At 67.1% G+C, this 23,352-nt stretch carries 26 protein-coding genes; 14 read left to right on the forward strand and 12 right to left on the reverse strand.

Annotated elements, in window-relative coordinates; all coding sequences use genetic code 11:
- Positions 1-26 precede the first annotated feature (26 nt).
- A complete protein-coding gene (locus tag TX76_RS05625; protein ID WP_049900123.1) occupies positions 27-698 on the forward strand; it encodes an METTL5 family protein in 672 nt (223 codons plus the stop codon).
- Here the strand turns inward: TX76_RS05625 and TX76_RS05630 are convergent.
- Positions 695-1,264, reverse strand: a complete 570-nt coding sequence (locus TX76_RS05630) for an NUDIX domain-containing protein (protein ID WP_049900126.1) — start codon at positions 1,262-1,264, stop codon at positions 695-697. The two genes, TX76_RS05625 and TX76_RS05630, sit on opposite strands and share 4 nt — an antisense overlap.
- A complete protein-coding gene (locus TX76_RS05635) occupies positions 1,261-3,054 on the reverse strand; it encodes a rhomboid family intramembrane serine protease (RefSeq protein ID WP_228842315.1) in 1,794 nt (597 codons plus the stop codon). Before TX76_RS05635 ends, TX76_RS05630 begins: the two co-directional genes overlap by 4 nt.
- A gap of 120 nt (positions 3,055-3,174) precedes the next feature.
- On the opposite strand from TX76_RS05635, the gene TX76_RS05640 reads away from it, so the two are divergent.
- A complete protein-coding gene (locus tag TX76_RS05640; RefSeq protein WP_049900128.1) occupies positions 3,175-3,456 on the forward strand; it encodes a DNA-directed RNA polymerase subunit L in 282 nt (93 codons plus the stop codon).
- 21 nt (positions 3,457-3,477) lie between these two features.
- On the opposite strand, the gene TX76_RS05645 is transcribed toward TX76_RS05640, so the two are convergent.
- The gene (locus TX76_RS05645) at positions 3,478-3,723 is read right to left on the reverse strand and encodes a hypothetical protein (RefSeq protein ID WP_049900131.1); all 246 of its coding nucleotides are present in this window, start codon (positions 3,721-3,723) and stop codon (positions 3,478-3,480) included.
- Positions 3,724-3,814: 91 nt separating this feature from the next.
- On the opposite strand from TX76_RS05645, the gene TX76_RS05650 reads away from it, so the two are divergent.
- On the forward strand, positions 3,815-4,042 hold the full coding sequence (locus TX76_RS05650) for a DUF7860 family protein (RefSeq protein WP_049900334.1): 228 nt from the start codon (positions 3,815-3,817) through the stop codon (positions 4,040-4,042).
- A gap of 782 nt (positions 4,043-4,824) precedes the next feature.
- On the opposite strand, the gene TX76_RS05660 is transcribed toward TX76_RS05650, so the two are convergent.
- Both TX76_RS05660 and hisF read right to left on the reverse strand, forming a co-directional pair.
- A complete protein-coding gene (locus TX76_RS05660) occupies positions 4,825-5,475 on the reverse strand; it encodes a hypothetical protein (RefSeq protein WP_049900137.1) in 651 nt (216 codons plus the stop codon).
- Positions 5,476-5,562: 87 nt separating this feature from the next.
- Positions 5,563-6,375, reverse strand: coding sequence for an imidazole glycerol phosphate synthase subunit HisF (gene hisF, locus TX76_RS05665; protein ID WP_049900140.1), 813 nt, complete (start codon positions 6,373-6,375; stop codon positions 5,563-5,565).
- A gap of 112 nt (positions 6,376-6,487) precedes the next feature.
- Between hisF and TX76_RS05670 the strand changes: the two genes are divergently transcribed.
- A complete protein-coding gene (locus tag TX76_RS05670; RefSeq protein WP_049900143.1) occupies positions 6,488-6,763 on the forward strand; it encodes a DUF7550 family protein in 276 nt (91 codons plus the stop codon).
- Positions 6,764-6,849: 86 nt separating this feature from the next.
- Here the strand turns inward: TX76_RS05670 and tbsP are convergent, their stop codons facing one another.
- The 3 genes from tbsP to TX76_RS05685 form a co-directional block, all read right to left on the reverse strand.
- Positions 6,850-7,680 (reverse strand): transcriptional regulator TbsP, encoded by an 831-nt coding sequence (gene tbsP, locus TX76_RS05675; protein ID WP_049900145.1) that lies wholly within the window; start codon positions 7,678-7,680, stop codon positions 6,850-6,852.
- A gap of 161 nt (positions 7,681-7,841) precedes the next feature.
- Complete coding sequence (locus TX76_RS05680; protein ID WP_049900148.1) at positions 7,842-8,210, reverse strand: hypothetical protein; 369 nt, start codon at positions 8,208-8,210, stop codon at positions 7,842-7,844.
- A 99-nt stretch (positions 8,211-8,309) separates the two neighbouring features.
- The gene (locus tag TX76_RS05685) at positions 8,310-9,401 is read right to left on the reverse strand and encodes a CNNM domain-containing protein (protein ID WP_049900150.1); all 1,092 of its coding nucleotides are present in this window, start codon (positions 9,399-9,401) and stop codon (positions 8,310-8,312) included.
- A gap of 214 nt (positions 9,402-9,615) precedes the next feature.
- On the opposite strand from TX76_RS05685, the gene TX76_RS05690 reads away from it, so the two are divergent.
- Complete coding sequence (locus TX76_RS05690) at positions 9,616-11,088, forward strand: S8 family peptidase (RefSeq protein ID WP_049900153.1); 1,473 nt, start codon at positions 9,616-9,618, stop codon at positions 11,086-11,088.
- Between the two features lie 82 nt (positions 11,089-11,170).
- On the opposite strand, the gene TX76_RS05695 is transcribed toward TX76_RS05690, so the two are convergent.
- The 4 genes from TX76_RS05695 to TX76_RS05710 form a co-directional block, all read right to left on the reverse strand.
- Complete coding sequence (locus TX76_RS05695; RefSeq protein ID WP_049900156.1) at positions 11,171-11,731, reverse strand: metal-dependent hydrolase; 561 nt, start codon at positions 11,729-11,731, stop codon at positions 11,171-11,173.
- A gap of 88 nt (positions 11,732-11,819) precedes the next feature.
- Positions 11,820-13,091 carry a M24 family metallopeptidase gene (locus tag TX76_RS05700; protein WP_228842316.1) on the reverse strand — a complete coding sequence of 424 codons (1,272 nt, stop codon included), beginning with the start codon at positions 13,089-13,091 and terminating at the stop codon, positions 11,820-11,822.
- Positions 13,088-14,278: an amidohydrolase family protein gene (locus TX76_RS05705; RefSeq protein WP_049900158.1), complete on the reverse strand. Its 1,191-nt coding sequence runs from the start codon at positions 14,276-14,278 to the stop codon at positions 13,088-13,090. The genes TX76_RS05700 and TX76_RS05705 overlap by 4 nt, the downstream gene beginning before the upstream one ends.
- Positions 14,279-14,339: 61 nt before the next feature.
- On the reverse strand, positions 14,340-14,609 hold the full coding sequence (locus TX76_RS05710) for a hypothetical protein (protein WP_049900162.1): 270 nt from the start codon (positions 14,607-14,609) through the stop codon (positions 14,340-14,342).
- Positions 14,610-14,734: 125 nt separating this feature from the next.
- Here TX76_RS05710 and TX76_RS05715 point away from each other — a divergent pair, with 125 nt between their 5' ends.
- The 9 genes from TX76_RS05715 to TX76_RS05755 all read left to right on the forward strand — a co-directional run bounded on the left by TX76_RS05715 (position 14,735) and on the right by TX76_RS05755 (position 23,290).
- Positions 14,735-15,748, forward strand: a complete 1,014-nt coding sequence (locus TX76_RS05715; protein ID WP_049900164.1) for a DUF1611 domain-containing protein — start codon at positions 14,735-14,737, stop codon at positions 15,746-15,748.
- Positions 15,745-16,791, forward strand: coding sequence for a dipeptide epimerase (locus tag TX76_RS05720; protein WP_049900167.1), 1,047 nt, complete (start codon positions 15,745-15,747; stop codon positions 16,789-16,791). The genes TX76_RS05715 and TX76_RS05720 overlap by 4 nt, the downstream gene beginning before the upstream one ends.
- 59 nt (positions 16,792-16,850) lie before the next feature.
- Positions 16,851-17,309: a universal stress protein gene (locus TX76_RS05725; RefSeq protein ID WP_049900169.1), complete on the forward strand. Its 459-nt coding sequence runs from the start codon at positions 16,851-16,853 to the stop codon at positions 17,307-17,309.
- A 37-nt stretch (positions 17,310-17,346) separates the two neighbouring features.
- Complete coding sequence (locus TX76_RS05730; protein ID WP_049900339.1) at positions 17,347-18,435, forward strand: TrmB family transcriptional regulator; 1,089 nt, start codon at positions 17,347-17,349, stop codon at positions 18,433-18,435.
- A gap of 75 nt (positions 18,436-18,510) precedes the next feature.
- Positions 18,511-19,962, forward strand: a complete 1,452-nt coding sequence (locus TX76_RS05735) for an extracellular solute-binding protein (RefSeq protein WP_049900172.1) — start codon at positions 18,511-18,513, stop codon at positions 19,960-19,962.
- A gap of 1 nt (position 19,963) precedes the next feature.
- Positions 19,964-20,956 carry a carbohydrate ABC transporter permease gene (locus TX76_RS05740; protein ID WP_049900175.1) on the forward strand — a complete coding sequence of 331 codons (993 nt, stop codon included), beginning with the start codon at positions 19,964-19,966 and terminating at the stop codon, positions 20,954-20,956.
- 1 nt (position 20,957) lies between these two features.
- The gene (locus tag TX76_RS05745; protein ID WP_049900177.1) at positions 20,958-21,899 is read left to right on the forward strand and encodes a carbohydrate ABC transporter permease; all 942 of its coding nucleotides are present in this window, start codon (positions 20,958-20,960) and stop codon (positions 21,897-21,899) included.
- A gap of 3 nt (positions 21,900-21,902) precedes the next feature.
- Complete coding sequence (locus TX76_RS05750) at positions 21,903-23,084, forward strand: ABC transporter ATP-binding protein (RefSeq protein ID WP_049900180.1); 1,182 nt, start codon at positions 21,903-21,905, stop codon at positions 23,082-23,084.
- Between the two features lie 2 nt (positions 23,085-23,086).
- A complete protein-coding gene (locus TX76_RS05755; RefSeq protein WP_049900183.1) occupies positions 23,087-23,290 on the forward strand; it encodes a hypothetical protein in 204 nt (67 codons plus the stop codon).
- Positions 23,291-23,352 lie beyond the last annotated feature (62 nt).

Below are 23,352 nucleotides of genomic sequence, written 5' to 3' on the forward strand. Positions count from 1 at the left end.
CCTATGTCCGTTGGGAATCGCCGACGATGAGTTCCGTGAGCGCGCTGGCCCAGCGACTCGGGGTGGTTGCAGGGTTCGAGGACCCCCAAGTCGGTCTCGAACAGTACCCCACGCCGCCGGATCTCGCAGCCCACTTGATCCACGTCGCGGACCTGCAGGGCGACGTCGAGGGCCGGCGTGTGGTCGATCTCGGCACCGGCACCGGGATGCTCGCGCTCGGCGCGGCGCTCCGCGGGCCGGAATCAGTAGTGGGAGTCGACATCGACCCGGATCCGCTCCGGACCGCACGGGAAAACGAACGCCGGGTCGGCACCACCGCCGACGTCTCGTGGGTCAGGGCCGACGCCACCGACGCGCCGCTCCGCTCGCGGGCCGAATCGAGTGCGGGGACTGACGACGGTTCCGCCCAGGACGACGAAACGCCCACGACGGTCGTGATGAACCCGCCGTTCGGCGCGCAGAACGCGAACGAACACGCCGATCGGGCGTTCCTCGCCACGGCCGCGCGAGTGGCCACGGTCTCCTACTCGGTTCACAACGCCAATAGTTCAGGATTCGTCGAGGCGTTCGCCGACGACAACGCGGGCAAGGTGACCCGCGCCTACGGCGCGGAACTCGATCTCCCCCGACAGTTCGAGTTCCACGACGCCGATTCTCGCACTGTGGACGCCGAGGTCTTCCGGATCGCGTGGGATTAGCGCGCGGCGAGCACATCGGCGACTCTCGATTCGTGGTCGGCGTGCCAGGTCTCGATCCCGGCGGGACGCCGATACTCGACGGCGAGCGCCTCGTGGGATGGATCGATCTCGCCACCGACGGCACGACAGCGATAGAGGAGATTGACCTGACCGTGGAACCCGTACTCGCCCGATCGCCGGTTGTAGACGTCGACGAGTTCGATCGGTTCGACGTCGAGGCCGGTTTCCTCCTTGGTCTCCCGGATCGCCGCTGCCGGCGGCGCTTCACCGGGCTCGACCCAGCCGCCGGGCAGTGCCCACGTCTCGTCGTCGGCGCGCCGGAGCAGGAGTACTTCGTCGCCATCGAACACGGCTACTTCCGCACCGACCTTCGTCGTGACGTGGCCGACCTCTTCGGCGAACCGTTCGCGCACTTCCGCCGGCGGGAGGTCGACGGCCTCGCCGGTGTACTCGCTCACGAGAGCGAGCACGCGCTCCCAGCGTTCCTCCTCCCACGGGTCGTCGGCGTATTCGAGCCCGTTGCTCGCGTGCACTCGGAGTTCGTCGAGCAGCGGTTCGATTTTCATGAGTTCTGCCTGCGTGGCGTCGCGCAAAAGCGTTCGCCCCGATGTCCGAGCGGCGTCAATCGAACCCCGGACGAACTATTCGTAGTCCTCGTGGCTCGCGATCCGGACGCGCGTCCCCCCGAACCGACGAACAGCCGCTTCCTTCCGTCGAAGGTGAGGTTCGCCGCCCGGGTGCTGTTCCCCCGATCTGGCAGCGCCACGCTGCCGAGCGTCTCGTTGTTCCGCGAGACGACGAGGTCGAACCCCTTCTGTCGGGGCGCGAGCGAGACGTTCTTGCCCGCGATGACCGGGCCCGCGGTCGCGGGGGCCGAGCGGTAGGCGAGCTGTCGACCCTCGCCCGGTCCGTTGAGATACACCTTGTAGGCGTTGCCGCCGCCGACGACCTGCCAGCCGTTGCGCTTGGCCGCTACCGTCTCGCTCCAGCCGAGCCCGCCGAGCTTGACCACGGACCACCCGTCGAACGCCAGCTCGCTCGCCTGGATTGCGGTGGTCCAGACGTGACGCTCGTCGCTCTCGACGATCACGCCGCTCGCTCGCACCTGGGTCGTCTCCCCGAACGCCGAGACGTCGAACACCGACACCTTCCGGTTCGTGATGTTCTCGGTGTACGTCACCGTGTAGTCGCGGACGGCGACGTCGGCGTCGATCCCGGGCTGGGGACCGGTGCCGGCCCCGGAGGCGAACACCTCCTCGGTCGGTGCGTCGACGGTCGTGAGGTTCACCGGCACGGCGGGCGCGGCGAGCACCGCGAGCGCGAGGGCGATGACGCCCGCCGAGGCTGCACGGCGTCTGATGGTCCCGCCGCGTCCGAGTTCGCCGAGGCGCTCGATGCGCCCGAGGCGCGGAACGTCCGGCCGCGGGAGCGTGAGGCGGTCGGGCGCGGCGACGCTCGCCGCGACCACGAGCGCGAGGCCGAAGACGAGCACCGCGCCGACCGCCCGGAAGAGCACGTACTCGCCGTTGCCGCGGAACCAGTAGACCGCCCAGAGCGACTGGCCGACGGCGAACAGGAGGGTGCCGAGCCAGAGTCGGCCGGGCGGCGGTCGAACCGATCGCCGGCGACAGAGCGCGACGCCGATCAGGATCCCGATGAGGAGGCCGATGGCGTGGGCCTGGATCGCGATCCCGGCCCACCACGGCGTCCCGAACGAGGGTTCGGCGCTCGCCTCGACCACCGGGTTCCGGAGCGCGCGGTACACGAGGCGGACGACGCCCCCGGCCGAGAGCGCGAGCACCGTCGTCACCGGGTAGCGCACCAGCGCGACCCCGGCGAACGCGAACACCACGCCAGAAAAGCCGATCACCGGCCCGATCGAGAACACCGCCACGACCAGGCCGACGGCGACCGCCGCGGCGGGGACGGCGAGCACGCGGGCGAAGGGGTTGGTCCGGAGCGAGGAGAACGTCGACGCGCCGCGCTCGGCCGGGTAGTGGCCCCACGCGTACTCGGCGACGACGCCGAACGTGCAGACGCCGACGAGGTTGCCGATGAGATGGCCTGGCCCGACGTGGGCGAACGACGCGACGCCCATTCCGAGCGGGTAGAGATACGACCACGCCCGAAACGGGAGCACGACCGGCCAGTACCAGCTCCCGAGTCCGTTCTGGACGAACAGGTAGACCCCCAACAGTCCCCCGGCCGTGAGCAGCGTTCCCCACGGGATGCCGGCGAGAAAGCGCGCACGGAGCCGTTCGCCCCACTCACCGCCATCGAGGCGGTAGATGGCCACCAGCGAGATCGCGGCCGCGAGGGGCACCGCGATCCGTGCGAGCGTCTGCCATGGGGCCATGGTCGATCGAAGGACTGCGACGGTTTCACTCTGTCGCGTGCATATGTCGAACGCACGGCTCGATCACGCCCCACCGGTCGTCAGTCGTCAGGTTGAAGCGCACGACGCCGAAGGAGGAGTATGGATCTGCGGGTCATCGAGAGCGAGGACGACGAGCTGTCGATCGAGATCGAGGGCGAGGACCACACGTTCATGAACGTGCTCAAGGGCGCACTGCTCGAAACCTCGGGGGTGATCGCCGCGACGTACGACGTGAACCCCGAACAGTCGGGCGGCCAGACCGACCCCATTCTCACTGTCCGAACCGAGGCCGGCACCGAGCCGCTCGACGCGATCGAAGCCGGGGCCGACCGCGTGAGCGAGATGACGACGACGTTCCGCGACGCGTTTCAGGCGGCCTGAGAGCGCGCTTCGAAGGACGATTTAGCTCGCCGACCGGCGTGTCGACCGAACCAGGCCGATCGCGTCGCTGGCGAGCACGTAGCCGACGATCAGCAACAGACTGCCGAGCGCCGTCATCCAGACCCCGACGATATCGCCGCTCGTGCCGAGCGCCTGCAGCCCGTTCAGCTCGACCACGACCCCGATCGCCGCCGCACACAGCGCCCCGATCGCACGGACGGCGGCCGCACCGAACTCCGTTCCGAGTTCCAACAGCGTCTCCTGCATTATCCACCCTCACTCGACGTGGCCCGAAAGCGGTTGCGTTTCGGGCGGCCGAACCGAAACCGGTTTGCTCGTCACCGGCCCGAACGTCGATATGGGACGATACGGCGATCTGAACTACGCACGACTGACGAAAACCGGCTTCGCCCTGGGTGTCGGTCTGTTCGCGCTCGGGGTCGCCGGTTCCGCGATCGGTCCTGCAATAGCCGGGCCGCTGCCTGGCTGGGAGCGAACCCTGCTCGTCGAGGGCGAAGTGGCCGGCATCCTCGTCGCCTTCGTCTCGGTGTTCGGCTTCGGGATCGTGCTCCCACTGACCGAGTGACCGTCCGCTGGACGGACCACCAGATAAGGAAGTAGCACTGAGAGCCGGATTCTCACATCACAGGTTGTCGACCTGTTGGAGTCGGCGCGCGAGATACAGGGCGCGAATCGGTCACTGGTCAGTCGTCATCTGGAGCGAGAACGGCGTGATAGATACATGTGAACTACCTATCGGCGTATTTCTCCCTCCATCTTGGAGTTACGTACAATACCCAGAGGATGCTAAAGAGTATCCAGAATACGCCGCGAAACAGGCGTGAGTCCGATTGAACGGTCAAACCCCACGCAAAGGAAGACAGGCCAAGGAGGAGACAGAAAATGCCCAAACCCACCGGAAACCAGTAGTTGAGCTTCGTGACTTGGCTCATTTCTCTCTACACCACCTAACATTCAGAGCGGGAAAATACTATCCCAATGTCATCCGCTCAAAGGGAAATGGACCGATCGATTCGCACGCTCATCCTATCGGTCTGTTCGACTCATTCAGTATGAAACAAAAGGCGACGGCTTACTGAATACACCCTCTGTATCTCTCATGGCATCTCTGACAGCCGTCGGAGAGCATACAAAACAACGGATGGGTTCGATTGCTCATCCCCATGATCGTCCGTGCTCCGCTGCGTTCGGTCTAGCCGCCACACCGCGGCTGGCGAACGTCTCCTCGGTGGGAACAGAGGGGACTACTCCTCGCCCGATCGGTCGCTTTTCTCGACCGCGACAGTACGGAATCGGGGGTTCCCGTCGTCGTCTCGAACGATTCCTTCGTCATCCGGTCCGTCGCTGCTATCGCTCATTGCCGGAATCGCCGGGTTCCAGCCGCAAGTACCTTCCCGTGAGGAGATACCACGCGACGACGCCGATCGCGACGGTGCCGACAGTCAGGACGACCCACCCCCACACCCCGCTCGGCGCGAGCGCGAACAGGAAGGCGGCCATCGCGAGGTACGTGATCCCGGCGAGAAGGGCGACGAGGGTCTGACGGAAGCGGCGCGCGTTCGCCCGCAGTACCTCGCGATTTCGCTCGACGGCGTCGGCGTACGCCCGGAGCAGTAGTGTGTTGTACTCGTCGTCGCCGTACTCCCCGTCGGCGATCGTCCGCGCGGCGTGGGGATGCAGCCCGACGACGACCGTACTACTGAGGTACGTCACGATCGCGCCCGCGACGGCGGCCACGAGCCCGACGACGCCCCCAGCGACGGCGACGACCGCCGGCAGGCGCGTGGCGGGATCGCCCCCGCCGAACCGGGAGACGAGCGAGACCGCCGTGAGCACCAGGCCGAGCACCACGCCGACGAACCGCGTGACGTACGCGGCCTTCTGGTCGAAGTCGTCGACGGCGTCGATCTGGGTGTCGATCACCCGTTCGAGCCGGTCGACGGCGTCCGCGCGCGACGCCGCTCCGTCGGCGTCGTCGCCGTCGCTCTGCTCAGCCATCCGACGATGGGATCGTCGTCCTGCCGGTCGTGACGTTACGTGACGCTCGATGGGGGCCGATGCCTGATGCTCGACGGACGGCGGTGCTCACAGCCGCACCGGAACCCCGCGGTCGGCGAGGTACTCCTTGACGTCGCGGATCGAATACTCGTCGAAGTGGAAGATCGATGCGGCGAGCGCCGCGTCCGCGTTCGCTTCGGTGAACACCTCGTGGGCGTCCTCGGGGCCGCCACAGCCCGACGAGGCGATGACCGGCGTCGAGACCGCCTCGCAGACCGCCCTCGTGAGCGGGACGTCGTAGCCGTTCTTCGTCCCGTCGGCGTCGATCGAGTTGACGAACAGCTCGCCCGCACCCCTCGACTCGGCCTCGCGCACCCACTCGACGACGTCCCGTCCGGTGCCCTCGCGCCCGCCCTTCACCGTACACTCGAACCAGCACGACTCGCCGTCGACGCGTTCGTAGTGTTCGCCTGCCTCGTCGTACCGCCGACGCGCGTCGACCGAGATCACGATACACTGGCTGCCGAAGGCCGCCGCACCCTCGGTGATGAGTGCTGGATTTTCGAGTGCAGCGGTGTTGATCGAGACCTTGTCCGCGCCCGCCCGGAGGGTCTCCCGAACGTCCTCGCGGGTGCGGATCCCGCCGCCCACGGTCAGGGGGATGAACACCTCGTCCGCAACCTGAGAAACGACGTCGAGCATCGTCTCGCGGCCGTCGGCGGAGGCGGTGATGTCGAGAAACACGAACTCGTCCGCGCCGGCCTCGTTGTACCGCCGCGCCATCTCCACCGGATCGCCGGTGTGTTCGAGGTCCTCGAAGTTCACGCCGGTGTAGACCGCCGGCTCGCCGTCCTCGTCGAGATCGACGTCGATGCAGGGAATGATGCGCTTCGTCAGCATTCGATGGGTGGTCTCGAACGGGCGCAGTGTTGACGGTTTCGACTGGGCCGCCCGGCGCGTCGGCGGGGCGATCATCGGTGTGTTTTTAGTGGCACGACGCCCTCCGGCCGGTATGAGCGACGACGCACCGACCGAGCCCCGCGAGTCCGAACCAGGCCAAGAGCAGGCGACCGACACCGCCGAGGAGACGATGGCGGAGGGCGAGCGCGAGGAGCGCGACTCCCATCCCGACGCAGCGGGCGAGGGCACTCACGGCGGGGTCGAACCGGTCGCGACGCGCGAGACCGCGCCGATGAGCGCGTTCGGCGCGCGCCAGGCCGGGATCGGGGCCGTCGTACTCGTCGTCGGGTTGGTCGTCGTGTTCGCGATCCCGTTCCTCCTGGCCTGAGTCGAGAAGCAAAGAGCCCGCGACCGGAGCACCGACCGCACGAACGGATCTCTTTCGGCGGCGATGCACCCCGATCGACCGACGTCTCAGGCGGCGTTGGCCGCGAGCATCTCCTGGGCGACCGCTGCGAGCTCGTCGATGTCGGCTTCCTGGAGGCGTTCGTCGCCGAGTAGCAGGCGCAGGCGGGGCCGGCCCACGTCGATCGGCACCTTGGTGGTGTCGATCAGTCCCCGATCCTCGAGCCTGGTCTTCGTCCGGGAGAAGGTCGCCTTGCTGGCGACGCCGGTGTCCTCGCCCCACCGGCTGATGTCGTAGAGCTGGAGCTCGTGTTTCGCCGCGACCAAGAGGCTGATCGTCACCTCGTCGAGCCCTTCGCCGTCGCCGCGCGCCGTTTCGAGCGAGTCGAGTACGCGCGCGAAGTCCGCGTCGACCTCGTCGCCGAACGTCTCGGCGAGCGTCTCGTGGACCCGCGAGATCGGCGGCGTCCGGAGCGAGAACGGCTCGGCCTCCTCCCACGCCGCCTCGTGTTTCTCGCGCGTGCTCGCGACGAACTCGTCGTCGTCGGTGCCGAGCCCCGCGACGAACTCGCCGGCAGACACGACCGTGACGACCGTCTCGTCGGTGACGAGCAGCGAACTCATGCCGGTGCCCTCGGTCGTCCGCAGCGAGAGCGTCTCGCTCGCGACGAGGTCCGCGGTCGTGCTGGCGACGATGAAGTCGTCCATCACGCTCTTGAGCGTGCCCTCGCGTGCGAGCAGCCGGACTGTCGGCGGCTCGTCGAGCTCGTCCAACACCTCGACGAGTTTCTCGACGGCTGCCGCCGACGGAAAGGCCACGAACGCCTCACCGGTCGTGTCGCCGAGGACGGTTCGGTGGATTGCCACGACGTCCGACTCGACAGTCTTCAACGAACTCATTGTACGTGAACCAAGAGACTCGTGCTATTTAATTCGACTGGCTCAATAACCCAAAACACCGAAAATCGTTCGCTTCGAGCGACAGTCAGACCCCCTGACGTCCGTCGCGCCCGGTCCCGTTCTCGGGGGATTCCCGGACGAGACGACCGAGACGACACGACCTACAGCAACGCACCGAGCACGGCACCGGTGAGCAACGAGAGCCCGAGGACGCCGCCGGCGGTCGCGATCGGCACCTGGCTGGCGCGAGCACCGGCCCGACGACGGGTGTCGCTCTCGGTCGAGACGAGGAAGACGACGCCGGCGACGGCGAACGCGAGGCCGATGACGAGCCCCCAGAGAAAGGTGAGGGCGGACGCGTCGGCGATGGCGATGGCGACGGTGCGGCTGAGAACGAATCCGGCCCCGGTGATGATCGGCGCGCTGCCGACCACGCTGGCGCGGTTGACGTCGTTTCGGGTCCTGTCGGGAGTGAGCCAGTCCACCAGCGACGGCCGTGAGGACTGCAGTCGACGGCGGCGACGCGACATGCTCTCCTCCTGTGAAGCCGTCCGACATAATTCTTTGTCAGACATTGGTCAAATGATCTATGGTTGTGCGGCGAACGTGCTCCGTCGCTCGCGCCGGCGTCAGTCGAGCGGGTCCTCGAGGTCGCCGGTGATCGCCTCGAACGCGTCGGTCGCGGTCACGAGCCCGATCACGGACTCGTCGTCGGGATCGAGCACCATCGCGACCTCCTGGTTCTCGGCCTGGAAGCGGTCGATGAGGGCGCTCACGGGGAGATCGGCCGTGACGGTCACCGGCGGGGTGGCGACGGACTCGATGTCGAGTTCGCCTTCCCGAAGGGCGTCGACGTTCGAGAGCACCTCCGGCGTGTAGACGACACCCACGAACTCCTCTACGGACTCGCCGACCAACGGGAACCTGGTGTGCTGGCGCTTGGTCATCAGTTCGAGGTTGTCCTCGATCGACTCCTCGGTCGAGAGCGCGACGATCCCCTCGCGCTCGACCATCACCTCCGCGACCGAGACGTCGCCGATCTCGAGCGCATTGATCACCTCCTGCTCGCGCTCGTCGGAGAGTTCGCCGCGGCTCAGCAGCGTTCCCATCTGGCTCCGGAGTTCGCCCCGCGAGGCGGGACGCTCCTCGCCCTCCTCCATCTCCTCCTCGGCCCACGACCGCGTGATCTCGACGCCGAACACTCGAAGGATGGCCTTCGCGAGCCAGTCGCCCAGTCGGATGATCGGCCCGAGGACCTTCGTCCACGCGTAGAGGACCGGTGCGCCGTACTTCGCCACGAACTTCGTGCGCTCGATCCCGAGGTAGGTGGGGGCCTGCTCGGCCACCGTGAGGTGGAGCAGGTTGATGATCGCGAGCGCGAGCACCACCGAGAGCCCGGTGTGGCCGGCCCCGCCGCCGCCGAGGAGGCCCCCGAGACCCGTCGCACGCACCAGGGGATCGAGCGCCGCCGCCAACGCGGGCTCGGCCACGACGCCGAGCCCGACGCTGGAGATCGTGATTCCTAACTGACAGCCCGAGAGGTAGATCTCGAGCTGTTCGGTCATCTCCCACGCACGCCGCAGGCCACGGTGGTCCTGAAACTCCGCCTCGTCGAACTGCCGGACCCTCGTCATGGCGAACTCGGTCGTGACGAAGTAGCCGTTCGAGAGCAGGAGGACGACGCCGCCGAACAGCCGGAGCACCGTGGCGAGTTCTACCATCTGCCGATGGTTTTCGGTCGTTGATGGTAAACGCGGCGATGTCGGTCCCTGATGGATGACACAACAGGATGTTCGTACCCGGATGGTGCCACGAGAGCCACCTCTCGCCTCCCTCTGTCCCGGGTTGCTCCGCGCTGAGGGTCGTCGGTTCACAACCCCACGATTCTACTGCTTGCCTAACGTTCATAACTCTTGGTCGGAAACAAAGGATGGTATGTCACACCATACGCGACGGCAGTTCCTGAAAGTGAGCGGTGGCGTTCTCGGTGGAATCGCGGCCGGAACGACCGTCACGGCGGCTGAATCGCGCGATCGATTCATCGTCGACTTGCGTAGCGCCACGGAACGCGACCTCGCTGATGTCGACGTGATCCACCGGCTCGAACAGATCGACATTGCGATCGTCAGGGGCAGCGAGTCCGATGTCGCTGGAACGCGGTCGTCACCCGACGTGACCTTCGAGTTCGAGGGACCGGCGGTCGACGCCGGCGAGGCGAAACCGTCGAACACCCCATCGCTGTACGACATCCAGTGGGACAAGCAGGCACAGGACGTTCCGGACGTTCACTCGACGACATCGGGCGCGGGGAGTCGCGTTTCGGTCATCGACTCGGGCGTTCTCGCGGATCACCCCGATCTCGACGTGAACACCGAGCTGTCGGCCAACCTCACCGACGACGGCGGCGACTTCACGCCGGTCGGGGGCGACGATCACGGCACGCACGTCGCCGGCACCGTCGCCGCGACCAACGCGAGCGGCGAGGGCGTCATCGGAACCGCGCCGGACACCGACCTCGTCGCCATCCGCGTGTTCTCGGCGGAAGGCGGCGCAGCGTTCGGCGACATCATCGCGGCGATGGTCTACAGCGGCGACATCGGCTGTGACGCCGCGAACCTGAGCCTCGGTGCTTACCCGATCCCGCTCGACGGAGAGGGGGTTCAGGTACTCGTCGACTCGATCGAGCGCGCGACAGCCTACGCGAACGAGCAGGGGACGTTGATCGTCGCCTCCGCCGGCAACGATGGTGCGAACCTCAACGACGACCCACCGGCCGAAGAGATCCTTCCGCCGGAGCAGCTGCCTGACGACCCGGACGAGATCCCGGAGCGACCGTTCATCAGCCTGCCGAACGAGGCCGACAACACCATGTCGATCAGCGCGACCGGGCCGGTCGGTTACCGCTGGGACGACAAGGGCAACGGCAAGTACCGCAGGAACCACCGCGCCGCGCTCAACCACCTCGAAGAGCCGACGACCGACCCGGCCTTTTACACCAACTACGGCTCCGAGGCAGTGGACGTGAGCGCGCCCGGCGGCAACGTCGGCTCCGACGTGCTCGCCACACCACCGGCGGATCGGCCCGAGAACTGGCTCTACGACCTCGTGGTGAGCACGACGTTCACCGTCGAAGGTGGGGTGCAGGATCCTGGTTACGGCTGGAAAGCCGGCACGAGCATGGCCTCGCCGCAGGTCGCGGGCGTGGCCGCGCTCATCGCGAGCCTCGACCCCGACGCCAGTCCCGGCGAGGTCAGAGACCGCATCGAATCGACCGCCGCCGACATCGGCGAATCGGAGTTCCGCGGCGAGGGCCATCTCGACACCGCTGCGGCCGTGGGAGGGAGCGACGGCAAGTCAAACGGAAACGGTAACGCGAACAAAAAGGGAGGGAGGGGCAACGGCCGATAGACCCCGTCCCTCGCTGTCCAACGATTCGTCGGTGGGGCCGTCGTGGTGTACCGACGACGAGATGGGAGACCCGAGTGAGAAGCTACTGCTCGACGGCGCGCTCGCGCCACGTGAGGAGCCACCCGCGCAGCGCCGCGAGACCGGGCCGGCCGTCCCGGTTCCAGACCACGAGCGCGAGCCCGACGAGCACGATCTGGAGGAGGAAGAACGGCGTGACCTCGATGCCGAGGAAGTGTGCGAGGAAGCTCTGGTCGGTCTCGGAGGGCGGGAGGTCGAACACCGGCCACACGAGGTACGTGAGGTAGCGGAACTCGCCCGACACGAACGAGAGCACCCCGTCGGCGAACGGGTGCGAGAGGTAGCCCACCGCGAACGCGACGCCGATCGTGGGGCGACCGCGCCGTCTGGCATACCACACGACGAGCGCACAGATCACGCAAGCGGTGAGCAGCGAATGCGCGAGCGACCGGCCGCTCGCCAGCACGCCGACCGTCCACGCCAGGGGCTTGTCCACGAGGTCGGGGAACTGCGTCCCGAACGCGACGGCGAGGGTCGCCACGCTCCCGGGCACCCGGTCGAACCGCCACCGGCTCAACCCGGAGTACAACAGATAGCCGACGGCGAGATGTCCCCACGGCCACATGGATGCCGGTAACGATGGCGGGGGTTTACCCGCTTCGAAGCCGGCGCGTCGCCGTCGGTCCAGCGAACGCCGGGAGGCGGAAGCTCGCTCACCGAACGGGGATCACGTTCTCGTCGAGCGAGCGCGGGAAGTAGGTCAGCCGCTCGGTGCCCGCCTCGGTGACGAGGATCGTATCGGAGTGGCGATAGCCCGCTTCGTCCGGAACGTAAATACCGGGTTCGATGGTGTAGACGTGGCCGGGTTCCATCACCTCCTCGCTGCCGCGATCGATGAAGCCGCGCTCGTGGCCCTCCAGCCCGATGTTGTGGCCGGTGTGGTGCTGGGCGTGCTCCGCGAACCCACGATCGGCGAGCACGTCGTGGACCGCGCCGTCGACGTGTGCGCAGGCGACACCTGGCCCCGACTCCTCGATGGCGGCCGTCTGGGCGGCGAGCATCGCCGCGAACCGCTCCCGGTCTTCGGAACTGGGTTCGCCGAGGAACATCGTTCGTTCGAGCTCGCTCACGTACCCGCCGACGTTCGCTGTCGCGCCCGTGACGAGGACGTCGCCCTCGCGCAGTCGGCGGTTTGCGGTCAGGCCGTGCGGGAGCGCGGTGTTCGGGCCCGAGAGGAAGCCACACGAGGCCGGGAAGCCACCGCGGAGCCGCGAGTCGTAGCGTTCGCCGAGCGTGTCGAGCATCGCCATCGAGGCGTCGAGGCTGGCGCGTTTGGCGACCCAGAGCTCGTGTCTGCCGGGCTCGGCGTATTCGGCGAGTTCCCGGTGCGCAAGATTCCCCCACTCGGCGGAGCGCCGAAGGAGGTCGATCTCCCCATCCGACTTCGTCTTCCGCCAGTCGGTGATCCACTCGGCGGTCTCGACGTCGACGCCGGCGAGTTCGGTGAGCGACGGCCCGCTGTATCCCCAGTGGCCCGGCGCGCCGTCAGCATCGGCCGCGACGCGCTCCACACCGAGATCGTCGAGCATCGCCCGGATCGTCGCCTCGGGGGTTCGGGATCGGTGTTCGTGGTACGTCTCGCGGGGAGCGGCGCTTTCGGCATCGTCCAGCCCGTCGCCGACGCCAGGATAGTCGTAGTACCCGTAAACGCGCTCGATCAGAGGGAAGGCGGCGCTCTCGGCGCGGTCGTGTTCGAGCCGCGGGACGGTGATTGCGACTGTCTCGTCGGTGACCGCGAGACACACTGGACGCTCGGTCTGGAGGTGATGGAAGCCGCTGACCCACTCGATGGCGGTCGCCGAGAACAGACACAGCGCATCGCGATCGGTCGCCGCCAGTTCCTCGCGAACCCGCTCGACCCGACGCTCGAACTCGCCTTCGGGCAGCGTCACGCGCCCCGCTGGCGTCGCGTCCGTCACAGTCACCGCTCCCACTCCTCGCGGAGATCGGTGGCGTCGCGCTCGTGATCGAAGACGTGCTCGCCGTCGACGAAGACGTGCTGGGCGGTCGAGTCGAACGTATAGAACTGGTCGTCCCACACCGCGAGATCGGCGTCGGTGCCCTCTTCGAGCGTGCCGACCCGATCGGCGATTCCGAGGATCTCGGCCGGATTCTTGGTCACGGTGTCGAGCGCGGCCTCGGCGGGGAGGCCCTCCCGAACCGCGAGGCCGACGCAGACGTCGAGGTGTTGCTGGGGCAGGACGGGCGCGTCGGTCTGGATCGCGACGGTCACGCCCGCCTCGTGGAGCAATCCGGGTGTTTCGAAGCTGATGTTCGAGAGCTCGTACTTGATCGCGCTCGTCGCGCTCGGGCCGACGACGGCAGGAACGTCGCGCTCGGCGAACTCCTCGGCGATCAGGTGACCCTCGGTGGCGTGCTCGATCGAGAACTCCTCGATCCCGAATTCGTGGGTTATTCGGAACACGGTCATGATGTCGTCGGCGCGGTGGGCGTGGACCCGGAGGGGGAGATCGCCGTCGAGAACTTGCACGAGGTGCTCCATCCCGAGATCGCGCTCGAACGGATCGCCCTCCTCGGCGGCGTGGTCACGCCGGTCTTTGTAGTCCTCGGCGCTCATGAAGGCCTCTCGGAGCGTGGCCGCGACGCCCGAGCGGGTCGCGGGCTCGCGGTCGTGTTGCTCGCCGTGGACGCGCTTGGGGTTCTCGCCCATCGCGGCCTTCATCCCGTCCTCCCGGAGGAACATCTCGTCGGCGAGGTTCCCGTGGGTCTTCATCGAGCAGATCACGCCGCCGATCACGTTCGCACTCCCCATCCGGGCGCTCACGGTCGTCACGCCGTTGCGAACGGCGCGATCGAGCTCCTCGTCGTGTGGATGGAACCCGTCGAGCGCCGAGACGTGCGGCGTCACCGGGTCCGTCAGCTCGTTGATGTCGCCGTCCTCGGGTTCGCCCCACTCGGCCATCCCGGCGTGGCTGTGGGCGTCGACGAGGCCTGGCGTGACGTGCCCGCCGTCGCAATCGAGCACATCGGCCCCGTCGGGAACGTCGATGTCGCCCGCCGCGCGGATCTCGCTGCCCTCGACGAGCACGCCGCCCTCGACCGTCCCGCGATCGGTCGCGGTGTGGACGGTCGCATTGGTGAGTGCGTACACACCACGGACGAGGCAATATTCACACTAAAGCGCTCGGATCACCAGCCCGGATCGCCGGCGATCAGATCGTGTCGTCGGGATCGTGCTCGTCGGCCATCCGGCGTGCTTCGGCCGCATACCGCTCCCGAACGTCGGCTTCCACTACGGCTTCGAGATCGTCCGGGGAGACGTCCCTGGCGGCAGTCACGGTGTCCATATCGATCGCCTGCGCTGCGAGTTCCCGCCGAAAGAGCCGGTTTCCCTCCGGCGTCGCGTACTTGAGAACGATGAGGTCGCGGTTGTTGTACCCGCGCTCGACGAGCCACACACGGACGTCGTCTTCCGATCCCATGATCGGACGGACGGGAACCACGACGTTAGTCGTTCGGTCTCCCCGTGGTGCTGGTCGGGGGATCGACAGGACCGTCGCTGCCGACGAACGCGGGTCTTAACCCATCGGTTCGCGTCTGGGTAGCCATGACCGTCGCCCTGCTCGCACACGAGCAGTTCCCGGACCGAGCGAAGACCGCCGTGAGCATTCTCCGATACGGTGACGAAGAGATCGCCGCCGTCCTCGACCGTGACAACGCCGGCAAGCGCGTTAGTGACTTCCTCCCCGACGTGCAGGACGCACCGATCGTCGCCGGGATGGACGACGTCCCGGCGTGTGACGAACTGATCGTCGGGATCGCGCCGATCGGCGGCGGATTCGAGGACTCGTGGCGGCCCGACGTCCGAGCAGCCCTCGAACGCGGCTGTGACGTCACTTCGGGCCTCCATTACTTCCTCGAAGACGACGAGGAGTTCCGCCACCTCGCCGACGAATATAACTGTGAGCTCTGGGACGTTCGCAAACCGCCCGCCGATCTCTCGGTGAGCGACGGGATCGCCGCCGACGTCGACGCCGAGATCGTGCTCACTGTCGGCACCGACTGCTCGGTGGGCAAGATGACCGCGACGCGCGAACTCTACGAGGCCGCGCGCGACCGCGGCGTCGACTGCGGGTTCATCCCTACCGGCCAGACCGGGATCATGATCGAGCGGTGGGGCCTGCCGATCGACCGCGTGATAAGCGACTTCGCCGCCGGCGCTGTCGAGGAGATGATCCTCGACCGGGGCGACGATCACGATTACCTCTTCGTCGAGGGCCAGGGCTCGATCGTCCATCCCGCCTATTCGGGCGTCACCTGTTCGATTCTCCACGGCGCGATGGCCGATACGCTAGTCCTCTGCCACGAGGCCGGCCGCGAGGCGATCCACGGCTACGAGGACGTGTCGCTGCCGCCGCTTTCGAGCTACCTCGATCTCTACGAGAACCTCGCGGAGCCGGTTCACGAGACGAACGTGGTCGCAGGTGCGCTCAACACCCGCAACGTCGCAACCGACGACGCAGCCCGCACCGCGGTCGCCGACTACGCCGACGCGATCGACGTGCCGGCGACCGACCCGGTCCGGTTCGATATCGACGACGCCCTGGAGGCGATACTGTGACGCTCGAAACGTCCTTCGAGCGGGTGACGCTCGACCTCGACGACCCGTTCACCATCTCGCGTGAGACGCAGACGGTCGCCGAGAACGTCGTGGTGCGCATCACCGACGCCGACGGAACGACCGGGATCGGGGCGGCTGCACCCTCCTCACATTACGGCGAGACCGCGGCCACCGTCGAATCGGTGCTCCCTGATCTCCTCGCGGTCGTCGAGGACGTCGACGATCCCCACAGTTTGGATCGGATCGAGCGCCGGTTGCGGGAGACGGTTCGAGCGAACCCCGCCGCACGGTGTACGATATCGATCGCGCTCCACGACCTCGTTGGCAAGCGCCTCGATCTCCCGCTCTATCGCTACTGGGGACTCGACCCCAGTGAAACGGTATCGACCTCCTACACCATCGGGCTCGACAGCGTCGAGCGAATGCGCGAGAAGACGGCTACGGCGGTCGACGCCGGCCACTCGATCCTGAAGGTCAAACTCGGCACCGAGCGTGACCGGGAGATCGTCGACACGGTGCGAACGGCGGCCCCCGACGCCCGGATCCGGGTGGACGCGAACGAGGCGTGGACGCCCCACGAGGCGATCGACATGATCGAAACCCTCGCCGCTTTCGATGTGGAGTTCGTCGAACAGCCCGTTCCGGCCGAGAATCCAGAGGGGCTCGAATACGTCCACGAGCGCTCGGCGCTCCCGATCGCGGCCGACGAGTCCTGTGTGACGCTCGCGGACGTTCCCCGAATCGCCGGGCGCGCGGACATCGCGAACATCAAACTCATGAAATGCGGCGGGCTCCGCGAGGCGAAGCGGATGATCCACGCCGCCCGCGCGCACGGGCTGGAGGTCATGCTCGGCTGCATGATCGAGTCCAACGCCGCGATCGCGGCCGCCTGTCACCTCACGCCGTTGCTCGATTACGCCGACCTCGACGGCTCCCTGCTGCTCGCCGACGACCCGTATACGGGAGTGGCGATTGCCGACGGTGCGATCGACCTTGCGGGGACCGATCGGCCAGGCATCGGCGTTCGCGAGCGGACGGACTGACCGCGATGTCGGGAGAGCTCGCCCGTAGAGTTATATGAGACGCTTCGGAACACGGTGGCATGGCACTCGAAACCGTCGTGCTCGCGGTCGGGCCGGGCGACGCGGATCGCATCGATCGTCTCGCGGAGGAGGCCGTCGACATCGCGGGGCCGTCGGGCGCGACCGTCGTGCTCGGCCACGTCTTCACCGACGACGAGTACGCCGAATCCCTCGATCGACTCGGGTTCGACACGGTGGCCAGCGAAGTGTCACCGAACGACGTCGCCGACCGCCACGCCACCATCCGCGAGCTCGCCGAGCGGCTCGACGACGCCGGCGTCGACCACGCCGTCGGCGGTGCGGTCGGCGACCACGGCGACAGCATCGTGGGGCTCGCCGAAGAATCCGACGCCGACCTCGTGATCGTCGGCGGCCGGCAGCGTTCGCCCACCGGCAAGGCGGTGTTCGGCTCGACGGCACAGAAGGTGATGCTCTCCGCGCCGTGTCCCGTGACGTTCGTCCGCGCCGATACGAAATGAGCCGGCAGCGCGGATCGGCCCCGTGACGGACGAGGGGATGGATGCCGGCGCGCTGAAGGCGACGCTCGAGGACGCCGGACTGTCGCCGTACCAGGCCGACGCGTACGTGACCCTGCTCGATCTCGGCGCGGCGTCGGCGACCACGGTGGCCGAGGCGAGCGGGGTTCCCGACCCGCGGATCTACGACGTGGTCCGGAGCCTGGCCGAGCAGGGGTACGTCGAGACCTACGAGCAGGGCTCGCTCCACGTCCGGGCACACAGTCCGGCCGACGTGCTCTCGGACCTCCGATCGCGCGCGACCCGGCTCGTGGACGCCGCCGACGAGATCGAACGCCGCTGGGAGCGCACCCCGCCGGCGTCGAACGAGGCGAGCATCGTCACCAGGTTCGAGACGGTGCTCGATCGGGCACGGGGGTTCCTGCGAGAGGCCGAGTTCCAGGCCCAGCTCTCGCTCTCGCCCGAGCAGTTCGCCGACCTCCGCCCGACGCTCGAAACCGCCCACGAGCGCGGCGTGAACGTCCGGCTGTCGATCCACACCGATCCCGACGCGGACGATCCGGCAGACCTCCCCGACGACGAGACGCTCGGGGACGCCTGCACCGAAGCTCGCCACCGCCCACTCCCCGCACCCTTCATCGTGCTCGTCGACCGCACCCGGACCTGCTTCGGCCCCCACACGGCCTCGGTCAATCAGTACGGCGTGGTCGTCGACGACCGGACCCACGCCTACGTCTTCCACTGGTACTTCCTGACCTGCCTCTGGGAGGTCTGGGATCCCCTCTACGCCACCCCGACGATCGGGTCGCTGCCGGCCGAGTACGTCGACATCAGGCAGTGCATCAGGGAGGTCGAACCTCTGCTGGCCGAGGGCCGACGGATCGCGGCTCGGGTCGAGGGCTACGACACCGGGACGGGCGACCGACGGGATCTGACGGGCCGGATCACCGACGTCTCCTACCCGGGCGATCGGGGAGCGGAGACGGAGCCGATCCCGCTCGCCGAACTCGCCGGGCAGGCGATGTTCACGCTCGAAACGGACGAACGGACCCACCGGATCGGTGGCTGGGGCGCGATCCTCGAACCGATCGAGGCGACCCGCGTCAGGATCGAATCCGCCGACCGCTGACCGATTCGCACCGTTTACAACGGGTGTTGTAACTCCAGTAGTTATAAGTGAGTCTATCGTGTCCGATCAAAGGTGATGAATGGTGGTGACACACATACCAATACGCGGCGACGGAGCGTCACCCGACGTGACTTCGTCAAGGCGGCGGGTGCGTCGGGGGCCGCGACGGCGCTCGCCGGCTGTACGGTCGGCGGGAGCCAGGCGGGCTCGGGAGCCGTCCGATGGGTAACTGACTCGACCGGCGCGGACGCTGCGGACGCGATCCGCACCGCGCTCTACAACGCGGGGTTGTCGAAGGACATCGACCTCGACGTCATCGCCGGACCGAGCCAGACGGGCGCGCGCCAGTCACAGTACACCCGGTGGCTGTCGGCCGACCTCGCCGACCCGGACATCTTCATGATGGACAGCGGGTGGGCGCTCAACTTCATCAACCGGGCGCAGGTGCTCAACCTCACCGAGAACCTGCCCGAATCGACCGTGAACCTCGTCGAGAACGAGTACTTTCAGGCCGCGGTCGAGACGGCGCGGGGCGGGGACGGTGATCTCTACGCCGTCCCCCTGTTTCCGGACTTCCCGACGATGCTCTACCGGAAGGACCTCGTGAAGCAGGCGGGCTACCAGCCGGAAAGCGAGAACTGGGCCACCGAGTCGATGCAGTGGAAGAAGTTCTCGAAGGTGGTCGCCGATGCGAAGCGGCAGTCGAACGTGAACTACGGGTTCGGCTTCCAGGCGAACATCTACGAGGGACTCTCGTGCTGTGACTTCAACGAGTTCATGACGAGCTGGGGCGGGGCGTACTTCGGCGGCCGGGACACGCTGTTCGGCCCGATCGGCGAGCGACCGGTGACGGTCGCCGAACAGCCGGTGGTCGACGCGGTCAGGATGATCCGGTCGTTCATCTACGGCTCCGACGCCCCGAACACCCTCGACGGCTACGAGCAGATCTCGCCGCGGGCGGTGCTGAGCTGGACCGAGAACCCCTCGCTGAGTCCGTTCACAGCGGGGAACATGGTCGCGCTCCGCAACTGGCCGTACGCGATCCCCAGCTCCGCCGAGGCGTTCGGCGAGGAGAAACTCGGCGTGATGCCGATCCCGTACGGCGTCACGGCCGAGAAGTCCCAATACGAGAACATCGGCGGCCCGGTGGCGGCCCTCGGCGGGTGGCACAACGCGGTGAACCCGAACTCCGAACGGATGGAGGACGCGCTCGCGGTGGTCAACACGATGACGAAACCGTCGTTCCAGCGCGCGCTGGTCGAGGCGACCGGGTGGCTCCCGCCGAACCGAGAGGTGTTCACGTCGGACAAGGTGAAACAGGTCCCGGTCACCGGCAACTACATCGAGCAGCTGCGGATCGCGGGCGAGAACGCGATTCCCCGGCCGGTGACCGTCGTCTGGCCCCAGGAATCCACCAAGATCGCCCAGCTCGTCCACGCCGGGCTCTCCGGCGATTCACCCCCGAAACAGGCGATGAACACGCTGAAGGACCAACTCACCGCGATCGAGGAGTTCAACGCACAGTAACATGGCGACGGAACAATCATCCGAGTCGGGTGTACAGGGCAGTTCGGGTATCTACGGCGGCGCGGTTCGCTGGCTCGAAAACTTGAGCGAAACCGCGTTCGCGTATCTCCTGCTGACACCGGCGTTCCTGTTGCTCGCGGTGATCTCCTTCTGGCCGCTCGCGAGCACGTTCGAGATGTCGCTCCACGCCGACAGCCTCCGGGGGGCACAGCAACTCGGCGAGTTCGTCGGCCTCCGGAACTACGTCGCGCTGCTCACCGGCCAGCTCGACACTGTGGCGCTCCCACAGCCGTTCCTCGACCTGAGCCAGCCGTTCAAGAGCGCGCTGCCGGTGACGATCATCTTCACCGTCGTGGCGGTGTTCTTCGAGACCATCATCGGCTTCGGCCAGGCGCTGGTGCTCGACCAGGACTTCCGAGGCCGGCGGTGGGTCCGGGTCGCGATCATCATCCCGTGGGCAGTCCCGATCGTGATCCAGGGGATGATCTTCTTCCTCCTCTTCCAGCCCGGGATCGGCTTCGGCGTCGACGTCGTCGAGGCGCTCGGCGGATCGGGAACGCCGCTGGTCAACAGCGCCGAGGCGCTCCCCATCATCATCCTCGCCGACGTCTGGAAGACCACCGCGTTCATGGCGCTCCTGATTCTCGCCGGACTGCAGAGCGTCGACCGGAGCCTCTACGACGTGGCGAAGGTCTCGGGCGCGACGAAGTGGCAGTCGTTCAAGATGATCACCTTCCCCCTAATCTTGCCGACGGTGCTGGTCGCGATGTTGTTCCGGACGATCTCGTCGATGCGGATCTACGGCCTGATCGAGACGACCAGCAGCTGTACGACGGTCCCGTCGCTGTCGTGTCTCGTGGTGTCGACGTTCAGTACGAGGCGGTACGGGACCGCGGCGGCGGTGGCGTTCGTGACGGCGGCGATCATCGCGGTCGTGGTGTCGGTGTACATCGTCCGGTTCTGGCAGAACTCCAGCGACGGGAGCGGGATCTGAGATGGCGGGCGCACAAGCCGAGAGCCAGGCCGGCGACACCGAGAACGAGGGCGGGCCGTTCACCCGGTGGGTTCGGGGATCGATCCGGAACCCCGACCGGACCTATCGTGCGATGTTCTACGTCGTGACGATCTTCTTCCTCATCACGACGCTGTTCCCGTTCTACTGGCTGCTCGTGCTCGCGCTCACACCACAGAACGCGATCATCGACATGGGGCTCCTCCCCAAGGGGTTCAATCCCGAGGCGTTCATCACCGTGTTCGAGCGCCTCCCCTTCCACATCTACCTGTTCAACAGCTTCGTGATCGCGCTCGGGACCACGATCGTGGTGCTCGTGCTGGCGAGCCTCGCGGGCTACGTCTTCGGCCGGCTCGACTTCCCGGGGCGGGGGATCCTGATGCTCCTCGTACTCGCGATCTCGTACTTCCCGCCGGCAGCGTTCCTGCTCCCACTCTTTCGGCTGTTCACGGGGAACGTCGAGATCTTCGGCCTGACCAGCCCGATGCTGTTCAACACCCCACTCGGGATCGGGCTCCCGCTCAGCGCGCTGTTCATGCCGTTATCGATCTTCATTCTCACCACCTTCTACGGGCAGATCCCCGACGGGCTGGAGGACGCTGCCCGGGTCGAAGGGACCACGCGGCTGGGGGCGCTGTTTCGCGTCATCATCCCGCTGTCGGCACCGGGCGTGGCGACCGCGGGCGTGCTCACCTTCATCAACGTCTACAACGAGTTCTTCTTCTCCTTCCTGATGACCAACGGCCAGGCACAGAACTGGGCCCCGCTCGTGTGGGGCATTCTGGGCTATCAGACCCAGTACACCGCCTCGTACAACCTGATGGCGGCCGCGAGCATCATCGGCGTGTTGCCGGTGGCGATCCTCGTGGTCGTCGCCCAGGAACGCATCGTCAGCGGTCTCACCAGCGGCGCACTCAAGGAGTAACTCATGGCAAAAGTCACACTCGAACACGTCACGAAACGCTTCGACGACGTCGTCGCGGTCGACGACATGAACCTCGAGATTCCGGACGGGGAGTTCGTCACCCTCGTGGGGCCGTCGGGCTGTGGGAAGTCGACGACGATGGAGACCGTCGCCGGGCTGACCACGCCCACCGAGGGGACCATCCACATCGGGGATCGGGAGGTGACGAACCTCCCGCCGAAGGACCGCGGGGTCGCGATGGTGTTCCAGAACATCGCGCTGTTCCCGCACATGGACGTCTACGACAACATCAGTTTCGGGCTCCGGCTCCGGGACTTCGACAAGGACGAGACCGACCGTCGGGTCGACAACGCGGCCGAGATCGTCCAGATGGGCGGGATGCTCGACCGGATGCCGAGCGAGATGTCGGGCGGCCAGCGCCAGCGGGTCGCGATCGCGCGGGCGCTGGTGCGCGAACCCGACGTGTTCTTGATGGACGAGCCGCTCGCCAACCTCGACGCGAAGCTCCGGGTCCACATGCGGACCGAACTCCAGCGCATCCACCGCGAGCTCGGAACCACGGTGATCTACGTCACCCACGACCAGGCGGAGGCGATGACGATGTCCGATCGGATCGCGGTGATCGACGGCGGCAAACTCCAGCAGATCGATCCACCCCTCACCTGCTACAACGAGCCGGCGAACCTGTTCGTCGCAGGGTTCATCGGCTCACCGAGCATGAACTTCGCCGAGGGGACCGTCGGCGCGAACGGGTTCGAATCCGACCACATCGACGTGGAGTTCGATCCCGGTACGATCGGTGTCGCCGAGGGCGATGCGGTCACGCTCGGGGTCCGGCCCGAGGACGTCTACCCGACCGACGCCGCGGGATCGGTGTCGCACGCGACGAGCGAGATCGAGACCACCACCGACGTGCTCGAACCGATGGGCGACGAGATCTTCGTCTACCTCCTGCTCGCCGAAGAGGCGGAAACCGACCTCGAAGACCCCGAGGCGGGCGATCAGCTCCTGATGAGCGTCGATCCCGCCTCGGACATCGAGGAGGACCAGACGATGCGGGTGGTGCTCGACCGCGAGAAGATCCACCTCTTCGACACGGAGTCGGGCGAAGCGATCGCCCACGGCCTCGTCCAGCCGGCGCAAGCCGAGGGCGCAGCCGGGACCGAAGCGGAGGGTGACGACTGACGATGGTCACCGAGCTCGGCCTGTTCTACGTCGGCGGGATGACGCTACTCTTCGTCTTCTGGGCGTACGGCATCGTCTCGTTCGTGCTCGACGTGAAGAACAAGTTCATCCCGCTCGTCCGTCAGTACCGCCGCGGGCGGCGGCGCGAGAAGGAGGAAGCCGAACGCGACGCCGGGCGCGACGAGCGCGAGCAACAACTGTACTGACCGACGATCCGAACTCACGACGGAACGGTATCCTTACAATCCGCCACGCCCTATTCTGCCCC

The sequence above is a fragment of the Halococcus agarilyticus genome, assembly GCF_000334895.1.
Classification (GTDB): domain Archaea; phylum Halobacteriota; class Halobacteria; order Halobacteriales; family Halococcaceae; genus Halococcus; species Halococcus agarilyticus.

Coding starts and splice junctions, on each gene's coding strand:
- TX76_RS05750 (WP_049900180.1), top strand. CDS start 21,903: ATGGCAAAAGTCACACTCGAACACGTCACGAAACGCTTCGACGACGTC.
- TX76_RS05685 (WP_049900150.1), bottom strand. CDS start 9,401: ATGGTAGAACTCGCCACGGTGCTCCGGCTGTTCGGCGGCGTCGTCCTC.
- TX76_RS05735 (WP_049900172.1), top strand. CDS start 18,511: ATGAATGGTGGTGACACACATACCAATACGCGGCGACGGAGCGTCACC.
- TX76_RS05645 (WP_049900131.1), bottom strand. CDS start 3,723: ATGCAGGAGACGCTGTTGGAACTCGGAACGGAGTTCGGTGCGGCCGCC.
- TX76_RS05755 (WP_049900183.1), top strand. CDS start 23,087: ATGGTCACCGAGCTCGGCCTGTTCTACGTCGGCGGGATGACGCTACTC.
- hisF (WP_049900140.1), bottom strand. CDS start 6,375: ATGCTGACGAAGCGCATCATTCCCTGCATCGACGTCGATCTCGACGAG.
- TX76_RS05635 (WP_228842315.1), bottom strand. CDS start 3,054: ATGGCCCCATGGCAGACGCTCGCACGGATCGCGGTGCCCCTCGCGGCC.
- TX76_RS05670 (WP_049900143.1), top strand. CDS start 6,488: ATGAGCGACGACGCACCGACCGAGCCCCGCGAGTCCGAACCAGGCCAA.
- tbsP (WP_049900145.1), bottom strand. CDS start 7,680: ATGAGTTCGTTGAAGACTGTCGAGTCGGACGTCGTGGCAATCCACCGA.
- TX76_RS05640 (WP_049900128.1), top strand. CDS start 3,175: ATGGATCTGCGGGTCATCGAGAGCGAGGACGACGAGCTGTCGATCGAG.
- TX76_RS05680 (WP_049900148.1), bottom strand. CDS start 8,210: ATGTCGCGTCGCCGCCGTCGACTGCAGTCCTCACGGCCGTCGCTGGTG.
- TX76_RS05715 (WP_049900164.1), top strand. CDS start 14,735: ATGACCGTCGCCCTGCTCGCACACGAGCAGTTCCCGGACCGAGCGAAG.
- TX76_RS05625 (WP_049900123.1), top strand. CDS start 27: ATGAGTTCCGTGAGCGCGCTGGCCCAGCGACTCGGGGTGGTTGCAGGG.
- TX76_RS05730 (WP_049900339.1), top strand. CDS start 17,347: ATGGATGCCGGCGCGCTGAAGGCGACGCTCGAGGACGCCGGACTGTCG.
- TX76_RS05660 (WP_049900137.1), bottom strand. CDS start 5,475: ATGGCTGAGCAGAGCGACGGCGACGACGCCGACGGAGCGGCGTCGCGC.
- TX76_RS05740 (WP_049900175.1), top strand. CDS start 19,964: ATGGCGACGGAACAATCATCCGAGTCGGGTGTACAGGGCAGTTCGGGT.
- TX76_RS05630 (WP_049900126.1), bottom strand. CDS start 1,264: ATGAAAATCGAACCGCTGCTCGACGAACTCCGAGTGCACGCGAGCAAC.
- TX76_RS05725 (WP_049900169.1), top strand. CDS start 16,851: ATGGCACTCGAAACCGTCGTGCTCGCGGTCGGGCCGGGCGACGCGGAT.
- TX76_RS05745 (WP_049900177.1), top strand. CDS start 20,958: ATGGCGGGCGCACAAGCCGAGAGCCAGGCCGGCGACACCGAGAACGAG.
- TX76_RS05690 (WP_049900153.1), top strand. CDS start 9,616: ATGTCACACCATACGCGACGGCAGTTCCTGAAAGTGAGCGGTGGCGTT.
- TX76_RS05650 (WP_049900334.1), top strand. CDS start 3,815: ATGGGACGATACGGCGATCTGAACTACGCACGACTGACGAAAACCGGC.
- TX76_RS05695 (WP_049900156.1), bottom strand. CDS start 11,731: ATGTGGCCGTGGGGACATCTCGCCGTCGGCTATCTGTTGTACTCCGGG.
- TX76_RS05710 (WP_049900162.1), bottom strand. CDS start 14,609: ATGGGATCGGAAGACGACGTCCGTGTGTGGCTCGTCGAGCGCGGGTAC.